The sequence below is a fragment of the Clostridium sp. MCC344 genome, assembly GCF_018785365.1.
In the GTDB taxonomy this organism is placed as follows: domain Bacteria; phylum Bacillota; class Clostridia; order Lachnospirales; family Lachnospiraceae; genus Pilosibacter.
Genome location: NZ_WQPQ01000020.1, coordinates 1 through 16,510, shown reverse-complemented (window position 1 = coordinate 16,510; position 16,510 = coordinate 1). Strand labels below are relative to the sequence as shown.

At 48.7% G+C, this 16,510-nt stretch carries 11 protein-coding genes and 2 tRNA genes; 4 read left to right on the top strand and 9 right to left on the bottom strand.

All coding sequences use genetic code 11. The features are described 5' to 3' along the window. Positions 1–2: 2 nt before the first annotated feature. Together GPK90_RS04500 and GPK90_RS04495 are read right to left on the bottom strand one after the other, a co-directional pair. A tRNA-Met gene (locus tag GPK90_RS04500) sits at positions 3–76 on the bottom strand. Between the two features lie 24 nt (positions 77–100). Next, positions 101–173, bottom strand: a tRNA-Val gene (locus GPK90_RS04495). Between the two features lie 254 nt (positions 174–427). Here GPK90_RS04495 and GPK90_RS04490 point away from each other — a divergent pair. Further along, positions 428–649 (top strand): hypothetical protein, encoded by a 222-nt coding sequence (locus tag GPK90_RS04490; protein ID WP_118533554.1) that lies wholly within the window; start codon positions 428–430, stop codon positions 647–649. A gap of 135 nt (positions 650–784) precedes the next feature. On the opposite strand, the gene GPK90_RS04485 is transcribed toward GPK90_RS04490, so the two are convergent. From GPK90_RS04485 to cdd, 3 genes are read right to left on the bottom strand one after another with little or no spacing between them, the layout of a single operon-like run. Continuing rightward, positions 785–1,978, bottom strand: a complete 1,194-nt coding sequence (locus GPK90_RS04485; protein WP_215702256.1) for a phosphopentomutase — start codon at positions 1,976–1,978, stop codon at positions 785–787. Then, positions 1,965–2,636: a deoxyribose-phosphate aldolase gene (gene deoC / locus GPK90_RS04480; RefSeq protein ID WP_118533558.1), complete on the bottom strand. Its 672-nt coding sequence runs from the start codon at positions 2,634–2,636 to the stop codon at positions 1,965–1,967. Before deoC ends, GPK90_RS04485 begins: the two co-directional genes overlap by 14 nt. Before the next feature lie 37 nt (positions 2,637–2,673). Further along, the gene (gene cdd / locus GPK90_RS04475; protein WP_215702255.1) at positions 2,674–3,090 is read right to left on the bottom strand and encodes a cytidine deaminase; all 417 of its coding nucleotides are present in this window, start codon (positions 3,088–3,090) and stop codon (positions 2,674–2,676) included. 428 nt (positions 3,091–3,518) lie between these two features. Here cdd and GPK90_RS04470 point away from each other — a divergent pair, with 428 nt between their 5' ends. Beyond that, the gene (locus tag GPK90_RS04470) at positions 3,519–4,166 is read left to right on the top strand and encodes a phosphatase PAP2 family protein (RefSeq protein ID WP_346011209.1); all 648 of its coding nucleotides are present in this window, start codon (positions 3,519–3,521) and stop codon (positions 4,164–4,166) included. Positions 4,167–4,443: 277 nt separating this feature from the next. Here GPK90_RS04470 and GPK90_RS04465 read toward each other — a convergent pair whose 3' ends face one another. From GPK90_RS04465 to GPK90_RS04450, 4 genes are all read right to left on the bottom strand, one after another. Next, positions 4,444–5,424 carry a D-2-hydroxyacid dehydrogenase gene (locus GPK90_RS04465; RefSeq protein ID WP_118533562.1) on the bottom strand — a complete coding sequence of 327 codons (981 nt, stop codon included), beginning with the start codon at positions 5,422–5,424 and terminating at the stop codon, positions 4,444–4,446. Further along, positions 5,412–7,223 carry an aminopeptidase P family protein gene (locus tag GPK90_RS04460; protein ID WP_215702253.1) on the bottom strand — a complete coding sequence of 604 codons (1,812 nt, stop codon included), beginning with the start codon at positions 7,221–7,223 and terminating at the stop codon, positions 5,412–5,414. The genes GPK90_RS04465 and GPK90_RS04460 overlap by 13 nt, the downstream gene beginning before the upstream one ends. A 143-nt stretch (positions 7,224–7,366) precedes the next feature. After that, positions 7,367–8,371 (bottom strand): aspartate--ammonia ligase, encoded by a 1,005-nt coding sequence (asnA, locus tag GPK90_RS04455; protein ID WP_118533574.1) that lies wholly within the window; start codon positions 8,369–8,371, stop codon positions 7,367–7,369. A gap of 207 nt (positions 8,372–8,578) precedes the next feature. After that, complete coding sequence (locus GPK90_RS04450) at positions 8,579–14,164, bottom strand: Ig-like domain-containing protein (protein WP_215702252.1); 5,586 nt, start codon at positions 14,162–14,164, stop codon at positions 8,579–8,581. Between the two features lie 251 nt (positions 14,165–14,415). Here GPK90_RS04450 and GPK90_RS04445 point away from each other — a divergent pair, with 251 nt between their 5' ends. Together GPK90_RS04445 and GPK90_RS04440 are read left to right on the top strand one after the other, a co-directional pair. Continuing rightward, entirely contained in the window at positions 14,416–15,162 is a 747-nt protein-coding gene (locus GPK90_RS04445) for a LytR/AlgR family response regulator transcription factor (protein ID WP_215702251.1), read from the top strand. Then, positions 15,143–16,435 carry a GHKL domain-containing protein gene (locus GPK90_RS04440; protein ID WP_215702250.1) on the top strand — a complete coding sequence of 431 codons (1,293 nt, stop codon included), beginning with the start codon at positions 15,143–15,145 and terminating at the stop codon, positions 16,433–16,435. Before GPK90_RS04445 ends, GPK90_RS04440 begins: the two co-directional genes overlap by 20 nt. Positions 16,436–16,510 lie beyond the last annotated feature (75 nt).

The following is a 16,510-nucleotide window of genomic DNA, read 5'->3' as shown; positions in this document are numbered from 1 at the left end:
AGTAGCGGAAGGGAGATTTGAACTCTCGACACCACGGGTATGAACCGTGTGCTCTAGCCAACTGAGCTATTCCGCCATAACATATGTATTTTCATATGAATGGGGCCTATAGGGCTCGAACCTATGACCCTCTGCTTGTAAGGCAGATGCTCTCCCAGCTGAGCTAAGACCCCATTACTTCCGACTGACGTTTCCGTCAAGCGCGATTGCTTGTACAGTTTAACCTATTTTTTCGGAATTGTCAACAGTTTTTTTAAATTTTTTGTGATGATATTTTTCCTTTTCTATACTACACGATTTTTAAAAAAGACTGACATCTTCTTTTTTTCTCTTGCATTCCCGATACATCTTGTTATATAGTATAACGTATAGGGAACCAGTTTATGGATTCCAATATTATGAAACCTGCACAGGAGGGATTATCATTATGCCAAGAGGAAGAAAGAAAGTCGAAGTTGCTCCGCAGGATCTTTTAAACGAGGTCCTCACTTCCATTGAAGAGACAGAGCAGAAATTAAAAACATTAAAAATGCAGAAAAAGGACATCGAAAAACAGATCGAAGCTAAAGAGATGGCTGAATTATACGCGATCGTGAAAGAGAAAAACATGTCGATCGAAGATGTAAAAACGAAACTCGGCGCAGAATAAGTTTTGCACTTCTGCCTGAACATAAAAGGAAGATCCACATTTCCCAGATATCAGAGATGCGGATCTTCCTTTTTTATTCTATTTTACCTGTTTCGCGAAACCAGCAGTCCCACGCAGATCTCAGTCAGGTCCCGATCATTCTAATTCTTTTAAGATCGACTCCCCGATCATATTCTCCGCTTTCTTCAGTCCGAAGTTATCGAGCACTGTCGCGCCGATGACACCGAAGGTCTTCCGTTCCTCAAACATTCCCTTCTCTTTCATAGATGGGGAATAGGCAATAAATGGAACTTTTTCTCTCGTATGGTCTGTTCCCGTGTAAGTCGGATCATTTCCGTGATCCGCCGTTATCATCAAAAGATCACCTTCCCGGAGGTTTTCAAGGAGTTCGCCAAGCTTCACATCAAAGCGCTCCAGTTCTTCCCCATAACCCACCGGATTTCTCCTGTGGCCCCAGAGGGCATCAAAATCCACGAGATTCACAAAGCAGAGTCCCTTGAAATCCTTATCTTTGCAGATTTCAATCGTCTGTTCCATTCCATGGACGGAGCTCTTGGATCGGAATGCCTCCGTGATGCCCTGGGCGTCGAAGATATCCCGGATCTTTCCGACAGAGATCACATCGTATCCGTTGTCCTTTAAGATATCGAGCGCCGTTGTCCCGGTCGGCTTTAACGCATAATCGTGGCGGTTGCTGGTGCGGACAAATTCGCCTTTCTTCTTTCCGACATAAGGTCTCGCGATGACGCGGCCCACGCGCCACTCTTCCTTCATCGTGATCTCTCTGGCGATCTCGCAGCAGCGGTACAGCTCGTCAAGCCCGAATGTCTCCTCATTTCCGCAGATCTGAAGGACGGAATCGGCAGATGTATACACGATCATGTGACCGGTAGCGATCTCCTCCTCTCCCAGCTCATCCAGGATCGCGGTTCCGCTGGCGCTCTTGTTTCCGATCACCTTGTGTCCGGTGCGTTTTTCCAGCTCCTCGATCAGCTCTTTCGGGAATCCATGATCCGTGAACGTCTTAAAAGGCTTCGTCGTGTAGATCCCCATCATCTCCCAGTGGCCGGTCATCGTATCTTTGCCGTTGCTCGCCTCCGAGAATTTTGTGAACCGTCCCATCGGCGCATCCACCGGGTCCACGCCCTTTAACGGTCTTAAGTTTGCGATCCCGAGTTTCTGAAGATTCGGGATATTGAAATGTTCCATATGTTCCGCGATGTGTCCGAGAGTGTCCACTCCCACATCTCCAAATTTTTCAGAATCCGGCATTGCACCGGTTCCGAGTGAATCAATTACGATCGTAAAGATCCGATTATATTTCGGCATCTAAATCTACCCCTTTCTTTGCCTGTTCTACAAGTCTGCTTGTTCCGAGGCGGTCAGCCCCCAGACGGACAAACTCCGCCGCATCGCAAAAGTCTGCGATACCGCCGGCCGCCTTGATCTTCTTTTCTGCGGCCATGTGGGCCTTCATGAGCGCCACATCCGGCTTTGTCGCCCCTGCGGCGGAAAATCCTGTGGATGTCTTGATAAAGTCCGCGTCTGAGGCTGATACAGTCTCACACATCTTTATCTTCTCCTCCTCTGTGAGGAGACATGTCTCGATGATGACTTTCAGGATATGATCGCCGCAGACCTCTTTCAGGGAGTTGATCTCTTCCAGGATCTTATCGTACTGTCCCATTTTGACCCAGCCGATATTGATCACCATATCGATCTCCTCCGCTCCGTCCTTCAACGCCTCTTTCGTCTCAAACACTTTGACCGCCGTCGTGTTGTACCCGTTCGGAAATCCGATCACGGTACAGACCGGCATCTTCTCTCCGAGGTACTCCGAAGCCTGCTTTACGAAAGACGGCGGGATGCAGACCGACGCGGTCCCGAATTTCACCGCATCATCGCAAATCTCCCGGATCTGTTCCCAGGTGGACGGCTGCTTTAATAATGTATGGTCCACTCTCTTTAAAACATCTCTGTATGTCATTTTTCTTATCGTTCCTTTCCGCTTCTTTTCCGGCGGCTCAAATTTCCAGCGCTTTCCCTGTAAATCCGAGCGGAAGAAGCTCCTTCAAAAGGTATTCCCGGATCTCGCCCGCGCCATTCATGAGGATGATCCGGAACGTCTCCGGATCGCAGAATTCCGCCATCACCTGGCGGCAGACGCCGCAGGGCGCGCAGAAATTTTCCGGTTCTTTTCCTTTTGGACCTCCGACGATGGCGATCGCCCGGAATTCTGTTTTTCCTTCACTGACTGCCTTAAAAATCGCCGTGCGCTCCGCACAGTTTGTCGCCGGGTACGCCGCATTTTCAATATTGCAGCCGGTAAATACTCTGCCATCCGCGCAGAGGAGCGCCGCTCCGACGGCAAAACCGGAGTACGGGCAATACGCCTGTTTTCTGGCCTTCAATGCTTCCATGACCAGCTCTCTATTTTCCATGAATTTCCTCCCTTCCGGTCCGAAAATCCGAATATTCTATGTTCTCTTACCATACCATAAACACGGAGCAATGTCAAAGCAGCTTCCGGCACCCCCGGACATTCCCCGCCCAGGAAATTCCTGCCCGCGGAACACTTTCTGACACCTTTGTTACAGTACACGGGCACTCCATGCCCGCATACTGTAACAGGATTTTGCCGATGCTTCGCATTCCGAATCGGCAAAATCTGCGACCACAACGGTATTGTACGGAATTTTCAGTTCAGAAAATTCCTACCCGTAAAAAGTAACACCTTTCTTACGTTTCGATAAAAATTTATTCATGGGGGTTGAAACCGCAAAACCAAAGTGCTATAATGTGGCAACATAAAGGAAATATGACAAAATTGTTACAGAACATAAATTCAGAAAATAAAGGAGGTCATCCTTTGAAAAAGCTGATAAAAAAATACGGACATATATGGATGTTATCCTACGCATTCATCTATCTTCCCTGGTTCTCAAGACTCCAGGAAAATGTGAACAAGCCTTACCACGTCATGCACACGGCGCTCGACGATCTGATCCCGTTCAACGAATATTTTATCGTCCCTTACCTGATGTGGTTTTTGTACGTTGCCGCGACCATCGCGTTTTTCTTCTTTAAAAACCGCGATGACTATTACAGGCTCTGCACTTTCCTCTTCACAGGAATGACGATCGGTCTTCTCGTCTGCACCCTGTTCCCGAACGGAACAGATTTCCGTCCGGCGATCGATCCGGATAAGAACATCTTCTGTTATCTGGTATCGAGACTCTGGAGCATCGATCCATGTATCAACGTTTTCCCGAGCATCCACGTTTACAACTCCGTGGGTGTTCACATCGCGATCTGCCACAGCGAGGAATTAAAGAAACACCCGATGATCGTCCGGGCATCCGGCGTTCTGATGGTTTTGATCTGCCTCGCAACGATGTTCTTAAAACAGCACTCCGTCATCGATGTCGTCGGTTCACTCTTAATGGCATCCGTCATCTATCCGATCGCTTATGCGCCGGAGGCGGAGAAGAAGAAAAAATACGAGACGAGCTTCTAATAAGGATTCAGAAATATTTGCAGGGCAGCTTTTCAGCTGTCCTGTTTTTTCGCGCGAAGATGAAGATCGTCGCAGGCGACCGCGCTCAGCGCGAGAATGTTCCAAGACACATTCGGTCCTCTCCCCACTGTCTCCCGGGTCTAACTTCATCTTCACGCAAGTGTCCGGTTCCGGTCTGCCAGTGTTTTTTATCCAGAATTTTTACTGCTATAGAAAAACAGCCGCCCTCCTGCACGCTTCACGCGCGCAAAAAGGCGGCTGTCTTACTATTCCGGATCTACTTCCGGTACCCAGTCGCAAAATCCACCACATTCCGGTACGGTGTCCCGTTCGCCCACGCCGCGAGATTCTCTCCCGCGATCCTTACGATCCGCTCAAATGTCTCCGGAAGGAAGAAGTTTCCGGCCACATGAGGCGTGATCACGAGGTTTCCGAGGTCCCAGAGCGGACTGTCCGCCGGAAGCGGTTCCGGCTCCGTCACATCGAGTCCGCAGCCGCCGAGATGTCCCTCTTTTAAGACCTTGTAAAGTCCCTCCGGGTCAACGGCATTTCCGCGTCCGACGTTGATCAGGTACGCGCCCTTTTTCATCAGGCGCAGTCTTCTCTCGTCCATGATGTGGTTTGTAGCGTCTCCGCCCGGAAGCACCATCGCAACGATATCTGCTCTTCCGAGAAGCTCGTCCAGATCGTCCATCGTATGCTGCTCATCCAGATAATCCGGTTTATTACGGTTCGTGCGGCGGACACCGATCACATGAGCGCCGAGTGCATGGCACTTTCTCGCGTAATCCCCGCCGATATCTCCGAGTCCGAGCACCAGGATCGTCGAACCTTCCACAGAGGTGATATTTCCCATGGACTGCCATATGTGCTTTGCCTGGTTCGCATGATACTGGTTAAAACGGCGGATCAGATCAAAAGTCAGCGCCAGCATATGTTCCGATACGGCAAGCCCGTAAGCACCCGTCGCATTTGCGAGCACCGCCTGTTCCGGAAGGATCCCCGGTTTGATGTACTGGTCTGCACCGGCAGAGTTTAACTGGAACAGTTCCAGATTTTTCGCCTCTTTTACAAGTGCCGGATCGACATTTCCGATGATCACGTTTGCCTCTTTTACATCCTCCACCGTGACATCACTGCCGTTCACATAGCGGACGCAGCAGTTTTTGTTGCCAGATGCAGCTTTCTCTTCCAGGAACTTTTTATGATCCTCATTTACCGGGATCACCACAAGGATATTTTTCTCTAGATCCGCCATGTATAATCCTCCCCGATCGGTCTTGTCGCCTCTTTTAACCACTCATTCTCCTCCGCCGTCATAAACGGTGAAAGTTTCTCGTAGACCGCTTTATGGTACTCATTTAAGTTTCTCACATCGGATGGCTCCATCACGGAAATGTCCACCGCGTCGAGATCGATCGGCGCGAAAGTCATGTTCTCAAAGCACATGAACTGGCCGTACTCGTTCTTTTCCGCTTTTCTGCACATCGTCAGGTTCTCGGTACGGATGCCGTGGCTTCCCTCAATATAAAGTCCCGGCTCGTCCGAAGTCAGCATTCCCTCTTCCAGGATGCAGGAGTCCTGGCGCTCCGGAACGATGCGCCAGCGGATGCCGTTCGGGCGCTCATGAACCGCAGACAGGAAGCCGACGCCGTGACCGGTGCCATGGTTGAAGTCGAGTCCGCGCTCCCAGAGCGGGCCTCTTGCCAGATAGTCCACATTGAGTCCGCGGCAGCCATATAAGAATTTCGCATGCATCAGACGCAGCATTCCCATCATGACAAGCGTGAAATGAACCTTCATCTCGTCCGTGACATGGCCGATCGCGATCGTTCTCGTCACGTCCGTGGTTCCCTCATAATACTGTCCGCCGGAGTCAACAAGATAGAATCCGTCTGTTCCGACCGGGCTCTCCTGCTCCTTTGTCGCGTGGTAATGGCACATCGCGGCGTTGGATCCGAATGCGGAGATCGTCGTGAAGCTCGGTCCGAGATAACCTTCCTGGGCTTTCCGGTAATCCTCAAGACGCTCTGCAGCTTCTGTCTCCGTGAGAGCGACCTTTCCGGCGTTTTTCTTCATCCAGTACAGGAATTTTGTCAGGGCAACGCCGTCCTTTAAATGGGCCTTGCGGAGGTTTTCCATCTCCACCGGGTTCTTCACCGCCTTCATGAGGGAAGTCGGGTTCATGGCCTCCACAACGCGGTTGGATGCGTCGATCTTCTTATAGAGGGCAAAGTTTACCTTCTCCGGTTCCAGGAGAACCGTCTCATTCTTTAACTCCGCCACCGCATCATAGATCGCGTCGTATTTTTCGATCGTCACATGATTCTTTTCAAAATAAGCGCGCAGCTCCGGAGAGAATTTACGGCTGGCGATAAAGAGTCTCGCCTCGTCTTCCGTAATCAGGGCAAACGCCGGTGCGAGCACATTTCCGTCATCCGAATTCTTGCGGATATTGAAGAGCCATGCGATATCGTCAAGGCTTGATAAGATGTGGACGGACGCATTCTTCTCATCCATCTCGGATCTGAGGCGGATCAGTTTTCCCGTCACAGTCTCACCTGCATATTTCACATCGAGAGTCCAGACTTCCGGTGCCGGAAGGATCGGGCGTTCTTCCCATACTTCCCCGGCAAGGTCATCCCCCACGGAGAGAGTCGCGTGTTTCTTCGCCATCATCGCCTCAAATTTTCTTCCCTGGGCTGCATTGACCACGCGGCCGTCAAAGCCTAAAACTCCGCCTTCCGGCATATGATCCGTCAGGTATTCCTCGATCGTCGGAACGCCTTCCTCTCCCATCGCCATCAGACGTGTGTCCTGACCTTCCAGCTCTCTCTTTGCCTGAACGAAATATCTTCCGTCCGTCCACATGCCGGAAAAAGCCTGGGTGATCACCATGGTCCCCGCGGAACCTGTGAAGCCGGACAGGAATGCGCGGCATTTGAAATAGTCCTCCACATACTCAGAATCGTGGAAATCGGAAGACGGAACATAGTACGCGTCCACATGTCTCACTTTCATCAGGGTCCTGAGTTCCCTCAAACGTTCATTTGCCATTTTTTTACCTCCATAAGCAGGAAAAGTTACCGCACACATCTTTGTGGACCGTAACTGTTTTCCTGAATATTTAATACCGGTCAGGCTTGCGCCGCCGGGTCGTTCTCATAATAAGTCTGTGCAGATCCGCATCCGCCTGCTGCTTACAGCAGCGGAATTCCCGCCTTCTTCGCCTCCTCACGGACCTCATCCGGCCACAAGGAAGACTGGATCTCACCGATATGGGCTTTTCTTAAGAAGAACATACAGATACGGGACTGTCCGATACCTCCGCCGATGGTGTATGGAAGCTCTCCGTTTAACAATGCCTTCTGGAATGCAAGCTTCTCGCGCTCCTCACAGCCTGCCGCCTTTAACTGCTCGTGCAGGGAGATCTCGTCCACGCGGATACCCATGGAGCTTAACTCAAGGGCAATGTCGAGAACCGGATAGTAGACGATAATATCGCCGTTTAATTTCCAGTCATCATAGTCCGGAGCACGTCCATCGTGGGGCTCTCCGGATTTTAACTTTCCGCCGATCTGCTCGATAAACACAGCGCCGTGAAGCTTCACGATCTCATACTCTCTCTGCTTCGGGGTGAGATCCGGGTAGAGGTCCTCAAGCTCCTGGGATGTGATAAACTCGATGTGCTCCGGGAGAACACGGCCGATATAGTCGTACTCGTATGCCATATAGTCCTCTGTGATCTTTAATGCCTTATATACGGCACGGACAGTCTCTTCCAGTGTCTCGCGTGTTCTCTCCTCCTTCGTGATCACCTTTTCCCAGTCCCACTGGTCCACATAGATGGAGTGGATGTTGTCGGTGTCCTCATCGCGGCGGATGGCGTTCATATCGGTGTATAAACCTTCACCCGGCTGGAAGCCGTACTGTTTCAACGCGTAACGTTTCCATTTTGCCAGGGAGTGGACAATCTCTGCCTTTCTTCCGCCTTCCTTGATATCGAAGGCAACCGGGCGCTCCACACCGTTCAAGTTATCATTTAATCCGGATTCCGGCGTTACAAATAACGGAGCGGAAACTCGGGTCAGATTTAACTGTTTTGTAAGTTCCTTCTGGAAGAAATCCTTCACGACCTTGATGGCGATCTGGGTCTCTTTTAAGTCAATATCCGGAGTATAACCGGCTGGTACAATAAAATTCATTGTCGTGCTCACCTTTCTATGCAGCATTCAATTTCCTGTCTTTTCGCCGCTGTAAAATGCCTAAACAGCGGCATCTTTCCTTCGCGCTTTATGCTGCCGGTATCCATCATATCATTATTTGGCGGAAAATGGAAGAAAAAAGTGCCCCTGGGACATCTCCCTGGGACACTTTTCTTATTTCATCTGTTGAAAAAGCTCACGAAATGTTTAATTTTCCTTCCAGACTCCATTCTCATCCACGAAATATCCATCTGGTGTCTTTTCGTTCATATACAGCGAGCCGTAAGGTCTTCTGGTGTTTTCTGTGTCATAGATCCACATTCCGGAAGCTTCATCGTAAAACCAGGTCTGCGCCTCAGCGAATGGATTTAAGTACATATAGCCCCATCCAGGGATCAGCTGCCATCCAGTCAGCATCTCTCCTGTCGCAAGATCAAGATAATACCATCTTCCGTCCTGCGGGTCCAGGTACCAGCCCGTGAGCATTCCGCGTTTTTCGTCCACGTAATACCATTTTCCGATTGCCGCATCCCAGATCCATCCGGTCTTCAGGTAACCATCCCCACCGAATGCCCACCATGCGCCGTCGATCCGTCTCCATGCCACCTGTTCGCTCCGCACGCCGGATATCGGATCCGTCACATAGGAACCGGATACATATCTGCCACCCGGCAGCTCATACCACCAACCATTCTGATCCTTTTTCCAGGTTCCGTCAGAATGGCTTCTGGTCGTTGATGCCGGTTCTCTGGAATCGCCGGAATCATCGGAAGATCCGGAACTGGTTCCCGGTTTTGATGGAGTTGGGTTGTCCGGGTTCGGCTCGTCCGGATTCGGCTTATCTGGGTTCGGATCATCCGGATTTGGCTTATCTGGATCGACTGGCTCAGATGCCGTCTTCGTCCGCGCATCCAGTGCTCCGCTCACTTCTGATACCTCTGTATTCCGCCCTTCTTTCACTCTCACATAGAAATGATAGTCTGTGTCCGGAAGCAGTCCCGCAAACACTGCGGAATCCTGCCATTCCCCGTCTCCAAGGCGATATTCAAAGCCGCATAACTCTGGAATCTGAGTTCCATCCGTAAATGTTGTCGGCGGATTTAAAGTGATTGTATTGGCTCCAATTCCTGCAGCTGTCGGAGTATCCGGTGTTTTCATTGCTGCTTTTTTGATCGTAAGTGTCAGCGTGATCGGGTCACACTCATAATCCGTATTATCGTCGCTGATCTTTACCTTGCATTTGTAAGTTCCTGCGTCTGTCGGTGCCACTTTGCTGTTATAATCGGTTCCGTTAATACCGCTGTATATCACTTCATACTGATTCCGCAGATCCTCAGAAATATCGTACTCGCCCCATGATGCCCGAACGTCCTCATCGATTCGGTGCAGATTTCCATCATAGGTAAATTCTTTGTCTGTCCCCTCGATTTTAGCTTTTTTCTTCGCCCCGAAGATCACATTCGTCACAATGTCACATGCGGGCATTGTGAGAGATGCAGTCCAACTTCCATCCGCCTGCTGTTTAAATCTCGGCGGGAACAGGACAACGTTTAAACCACCTTCGTAGGTAAATACCGCATTTTCCGTCGGATTGTCTTTCAGCCACTGAACGCCAGCTGGTGTCAACGTCGCTGTGATCGTTTCGCCAGCTTTGGCTGTTGGTTTATCCAAAGTATAGTAGCTGCTGTTTCCTGATTTCCGTACAATGTTATATGACGCGTTCTTATCATCCTTCACCTCAATATTTACGGAGATCATTCCAGGTCCGTCAAGATATACGTACAGGGTTGGATAATCTGTTGAATGATCCACATAGTACGTTCCATTTTGTGTGAGAGAAGCTTTATCAGATACTCTCTTCGGATCGATCGGGGCTCCCTTATATCTGGATATTCCCTTGATAACAAAATCATCAAACAGTTTACCATTGATGATATTTGTAATTTTAAGAGATCCGACCTTATCACTGTTTCCCCAGCTTGTAGTCGTGTAGGTCGCTGTCGTTCCCCATGTACCCCAGTCCTGTCCGACAAACCAGGTGTACTGGTAATATGTAATATCTGTTGCGTATTTTACTTCAATTTTGGCATCACCACACGGCATCGTGAAATGTCCGATAAACGGATCTATGCTGCACAACTTTGCTTCAAATGTTTTTCCATCTTTATCTGTTACCGCTATTTTGTTTACTACATCTTTCTCAGCAAGGTCCTTAAATTTCAGATATATCTCAGAACCAGCCTTGGCCTGGAATGTGATCGGGGAATCTGCTGTTCCTTTGCCTGATGCCACCGGAGACGTATTCGATGCACCTTCTGCGTCCTCTCTGCTCCAATATACTCCGATCTCGGCATTTGGAGAGTTTTTAGTATCCTCACGGGTAATGCTGACCGTGTGCTCACGATTATCTACAGTAATCTCGCTGTCCGCCTGTTTGCTTTCGTCAAACTGGCTGACTGCAGTAACTTTGTAGGTACCAGCCGCTGCATCTTTGTGGACGGCCACCGTTCCATCATCTGTCACATGAACGGCTGCCGGATTACTGCTGACCCATTTTACATCTCTTGATGCGCCATTCTTACTGTGAACCCTCGCTGTAAGCTTCAGACTTCCCCTCGGATAGAGAGTCACCTGCTGCTGATCCAGACTGACACTGATAACCGCCGGATCCATGTCCAGAGAGAGGGTTGGAATCATGGATTCTTTCTGTTCTTTTAATACAGGGAACATGTAACCACTCTCTGCAGACGGCATGGTCCACACGTCTCTAAAGTCCCAGCCAAGAGTATCCTGATAGAACTCCTCTGATTTCAGGCAAGTCTCCGATACATCTGCTCCGTATGGCTGATCCTTACCAACATTTTCTGGCTTTGGTGTCAGAATGTTTCCGGATTTATCACTCGCTGTCGTTCCCACAAATCCATAGTTTCCAGAAAGTGTTCCGCCCTTGCTGATTCTGTTTACGGATGTCATTTCAGGGAAAATGCTGACGCTGTTTTGGATCGTTCCCATTTCGGCAAGACCACTTGTGTAACCTACAACAATTCCCGTCGGAAGGCTCTCCCCTGCCGCATAGCTGTTGCTGATGACTGTGCCATTTCCTGCTCCAACAAATCCTCCTATATGTTCTCCTGTTCGAATATCGGGAATCGCATAGCAGTTCTCAATCGTTACAATTCCGGTTCCTCCCGCCAGTCCAACAAATCCACCCACACATGAATCACTTCCGGCGTTCTGTATTCTGGCATTTGCATAGGAAGAACGGATCGTTACATTTGATCCATCTGTGACATACCCGATAAGACCGCCTGCATCCGTTTTATATTTTTCTCCTGCTTCAATTACACCACTCACAAAGCAATTCTCAATCGAGAGCTTTCCGGAATGTACTTTTCCCACCAGAATTCCGATATCCGGGGAAGCCGTGTCACGAGTATATGTGATTTTTGCATTTTCAATATTCAGGTTCCTGATGCTTATATTATCGTTCGTCAATATTTGGAATAAACCTGTATAAATTAAACTTCCACTGACAATATTAAGTCCCTTAATGGAATGACCGCAACCGTCAAATTCTGACACTTTTTCTATTGCCTTGAAAGGATAACCACCAAGGTTTATATCGCACATCAATTTTGCTTTTCCAAGGTCTTTATCTTGGAAATAGGCAAACTCAGCACCAGAACCAATCAGATAGTATCCAGTCGTATCTCTCTTAGGCTCTCTCTTTTCACTACCATCCCATACATCATCCTCCCACATTGCTGTGAATGTGACATTGCGGCGCGGCATCTGATATTCTGTTCCATTTATGATTCCGCTGCCATCGTTCCAACCACTAAATTTCTTTCCATACACAGTAAACGGATTCTCTGGAAGTGTAACCGTAGTTCCTTCCGTCGCATTTTCCCATTTCGGAACTGTTCCAAAGGCTGCCTCGTTTCCGGACTCGAATGTTACCTTGAATTTCGGCAGAATCGTGAGATTGACGATAATTTTCTCGGTCTGGGCTACCTCTCCGGCTTTCCGCAGCGTCAAAATGATCGTTCCCTTAATTTCACCGTTAACACCTGTCTCGGTACCGTCCGTCGCTTTTGTGAGCCTAAAACCGTTTTCATCCGACCAGACAGCCGAGATACTGTCATTCGTAATTACATGCTCAACTGCTTGAAAGATTTCATCAGCCGTCGTTCCGTTCGTTACACTCATTTCATTCAGCACATTTTCTGCTGCTGTTTTCGCATCTGCAAGACTCTGAGCGGTAAAGTTATATGCTGCACTTTCCTCTTCATCGCTGGTCTCATAGTTTTCATTTCCAATAGCTTTTACTTTAAACGTATAGAGTCCTGTCTCTTTGATCTTAGAAGTAAAGTCATAGCTTGTCTGTCCGGAAACCGTTTCCGCGGGTCCAAATTCCACAGAATTTTTATACAGCTGTACCTGATAGCCATCCGCATTTTCTACCGCATCCCAGACGGCTTTTCCGTTTCCAGCCCATCTTACATTTGCCGGATTTGAAAGCTGTATTTTAGCTCCTCCAAGGTATACCGGCAGTTTTCCATCTGTTAACTGCTTCGCCGGATAAAGTCCTGATGTTTTCAAAATTGGGAGCTGTGTATCCTCGATGACCCAGCTTGCATCGTCTGCCCACCCAATCGTGCCGTTCCAGAACTCAGCACTCAGATACTCATCCTTCGTCACGCCACTTCCATTTGCTGCTGCATTATTATTGAAAGCACCGTCCATACCCGCATATACGTAGTTATATGAGCCATTAATTGTACTGTCATAATATCCATATAGCTGTCCAGCATAGTATGCCCCGGCATTTGTTGATATCCGTTTCTGCAATGCTGCACACTGATTGATCGTGACAGTCTTATTTTGTCCGCCTACTAAACCGCCAGCTCCGCGTCCTTTATTTGTTTCGACAGTTCCAAGCGTAATACATTTTTCAATCGTAATTTCAGTACCAAACTGCGGAATATGTCCAATCAGTCCTCCAGCCAACGATTTATTAATACTATTAATACTATCACCACTATTTACAATTTCCGCGTCAACAACACAATTTTGAACTTCAACACTGATTGTTCCGCCAGAGACCTCTCCAACAAGACCACCAACAGCATCATTTACATTTGACAGTTTTCCGTTTACATAGCAGTTTTGTATAACAAGAGTTCTATTTGTTCTACCGGCAATTGCTCCAACTGGTGTTCCAGTGCTTGTTTCCTTAATCGCAGCATCTGAAACGACCAGGTTTTTTACTGTTCCATCTGCGGTTCCAAAAAGAGGCTGTTTGATTCCGCTAATCGTATGTCCACGTCCATCAAAGGTTTTTCCATTCAAATTAACTCCATACCACGTTTCGTTATTAAGAGATATATCTTCCCCTAACGCGATATGCTTCAACAGCCGTCCATACTGATTATATGTTCCTCTCCCGGACACATATGTCATTACTTCGCGCCATTCTGTTGCACTGGTAATTATGAGAGGATCATCCTCTGTCAATCCACTTCCTGAAATCGTACCGCTGCTGAGCAGCGCAATCCGCTCCTCCGGCACTGTCTCCGGAACCGTTGACTTTTCCGCATTGGAATCCGAAATTTTCTTATATTCACCATTCGAGTCCGACGCCGTAAGCGTCTCTGTATCTTCAGTGTTTACTATACCCCCCCCTGGTACCTCATTTCCATATGCTGCTCCGCCAAACGGCACTGCGGTCACCATCATTACCGCTGCCATAATTGACGCTGCGATCCGCCTTATCTCCTGACGTTTTCTCATATGCCTGTCCTCCCTTTATCGATATTTTCTTTCCATTGCACAGATTGATCCAGCTTTTCTCAAATTTTCTCCCATTCTCGTTTTATCGTCAAGATTTCCTGCACAAGATGTCATTTTTCGACACAAGATGCAAAAGATTGATATTTTTTTAACCATAAAAGGCTTGCCATGATTTTTTACATTCTTCCACACTTTTAGCCAAAAACATGGTAAAATAACTTTAGCTTATTACATCGGAGGTGCGGCAGAATATGAACATTGCGATCATTGATGATTTAAAAACAGATTCCGACCGGCTTGTCGGATTGATTGATACATATATGGAACAGCATCGGCTCCAGTGCCGGACCATGGATCTTTTTTCCAGTGGGGAGGCCTTCTTAGACACTTTTACAGCCGGAAAATATCACCTTATTTTTCTCGACATCTACATGGACGGGATCACCGGAATGGAGACTGCAAAACGGATCCGGCAGACGGATCATGACTGCAGGATCATCTTTATCACCACCTCTCCGGAGTTTGCCGTGGAAAGCTACAATGTGAACGCGTCCTTTTATCTCCTGAAGCCGATCGGGAAGGACGGTGTTTTTTCTGCCCTCGACCGGTGCGGACTTCAGGCTGCGGAACAGTCCAGATCCGTGGAGGTTGCAACTGCCTGCGGAAGGACACAGCTTCTGGTCCATGAGATCTCTTACACCGAATATGTAAGACGACAGGTCCTTGTGCATTTTAAAGATGGGCAGGAACTGGCAGTCTCCATGAGTCAGAAAGACTTCTCCGCACTCCTGCTCCAGTACCCATGGTTTTCTGACTGCATCAAGGGGATCCTCGTAAACTTTGAAGATGTGGAAAAGCTCCTGGAAGATCGTTTTCTTCTAAAGAGCGGAGTCCAGATCCCGATCAGCCGTTTAAAATATAAGGAAGTCCGGGAACAGTTTCTCGAATATTCCTATTCCATAGTCCGGGGAGGTCACTATGACAGAACTTCTTTTTAATGAATTTTGCAGCACCTACCCGTTCCATATGTTCGCGTACCTGCCCCTTCATGCGTACCTTCGCTGCTCCGGAAAAAGAGCGATCCTGATCTCCGTTGTGGCGGAGACTGTTTATCTGGCGATCTTCGCGATACTGGTCTATCTGGGGTTTCCCGCCGTATATGTACAGTATCTGGCGATCCCCATTTTTGGAGCCTTCCTCTACTATCTGGTTCAGACGAATATCGGCATCATCACATTCCAGTACACCTTTGTTCTGGACTACCTGATGGTGATCCGCGCCTGCTCCTTTTTTATCTGCAAAAAGTTTTTTAACTGCGGATTCTACACCTGGCAGTCCGGCATTATCACACTGATTCTCGTACTCCTCACTGCCTGTTTTATGGTGAAGCGGCTGATCGAGATCATGGACAGTCTTTCTGCGATTCAGGCTCCTGCGATCTGGAGAACCGCCTGGCTCCTGCCGTTTTCCACAACCATGATCATTTTTCTCCTGACCGGCAATATCCGGGACGGAAGCTTCAATCAGGCGCATCTTATCGCGAGGATCCTTCTTCTGGTCTGCATGTTCCTCACCAGCCACACACGGATCCTGCTGCTCCAGTTCTTTAAGGATCAGGCAGAAGCCGCCGCAAAATCCGAAACGATGGAAAAGCTTCTAAAGATCCAGTCGGACCAGTACAATCTTCTCACCGCCAGAATTCAGGATAACCGCCGGGCAAGGCATGATTTCCGGCAGCACCTGACTGTCATCAGGGATTGTGCCGACCGCGGGGATCTCGCTTCCCTGAAGGATTATCTGAGCGACTATGAGAAGATGTTCAAGCCTCAGGATATCCGCTCCTACTGTAAAAATTATGCCATCAACGCGATCCTCTCCTTCTACGCGGAACAGGCAGAAAAAAACGGGATCACCATGCAGGTCTCTATCCAGATGGATGACCCGCCGGTGATCCCGGAAACGGAATTTTGTGTTCTGATCGGAAATCTGCTGGAGAATGCGGTGGATGCGTGTGCAGGCATCGATGCGGAAATCCAGCCTTTCATCCGGCTCCATGTGGTCCAGACCGGCTCCTCCATGCTTTCCATCACCGCCGACAATACAAGCTCCGGAAGCCCGAACTGGTCCGGGGATAAGCTTCTCTCCACCAAGCACTCCGGTTATGGAATCGGAACGGAATCTATCCGCATGATCGCGGAGCGGTATCACGGGGATGCGCGTTTTGCGTGGAAAGACGGTATTTTCTATGCGTCGATCATGTTAAATCCGTGAATTACCCACCACTTAATTTTGAAGAAATTTGAAGTGGGGGCTTCTGGGGAATCCTTGGACTCCCGTTTAAGAAGT

Excerpts from the sequence above, each read along its gene's own strand:
- GPK90_RS04490 (WP_118533554.1), top strand. The coding sequence starts at position 428 with ATGCCAAGAGGAAGAAAGAAAGTCGAAGTTGCTCCGCAGGATCTTTTA.
- GPK90_RS04485 (WP_215702256.1), bottom strand. The coding sequence starts at position 1,978 with ATGCCGAAATATAATCGGATCTTTACGATCGTAATTGATTCACTCGGA.
- deoC (WP_118533558.1), bottom strand. The coding sequence starts at position 2,636 with ATGACATACAGAGATGTTTTAAAGAGAGTGGACCATACATTATTAAAG.
- cdd (WP_215702255.1), bottom strand. The coding sequence starts at position 3,090 with ATGGAAAATAGAGAGCTGGTCATGGAAGCATTGAAGGCCAGAAAACAG.
- GPK90_RS04465 (WP_118533562.1), bottom strand. The coding sequence starts at position 5,424 with ATGGCGGATCTAGAGAAAAATATCCTTGTGGTGATCCCGGTAAATGAG.
- GPK90_RS04460 (WP_215702253.1), bottom strand. The coding sequence starts at position 7,223 with ATGGCAAATGAACGTTTGAGGGAACTCAGGACCCTGATGAAAGTGAGA.
- asnA (WP_118533574.1), bottom strand. The coding sequence starts at position 8,371 with ATGAATTTTATTGTACCAGCCGGTTATACTCCGGATATTGACTTAAAA.
- GPK90_RS04450 (WP_215702252.1), bottom strand. The coding sequence starts at position 14,164 with ATGAGAAAACGTCAGGAGATAAGGCGGATCGCAGCGTCAATTATGGCA.
- GPK90_RS04445 (WP_215702251.1), top strand. The coding sequence starts at position 14,416 with ATGAACATTGCGATCATTGATGATTTAAAAACAGATTCCGACCGGCTT.
- GPK90_RS04440 (WP_215702250.1), top strand. The coding sequence starts at position 15,143 with ATGACAGAACTTCTTTTTAATGAATTTTGCAGCACCTACCCGTTCCAT.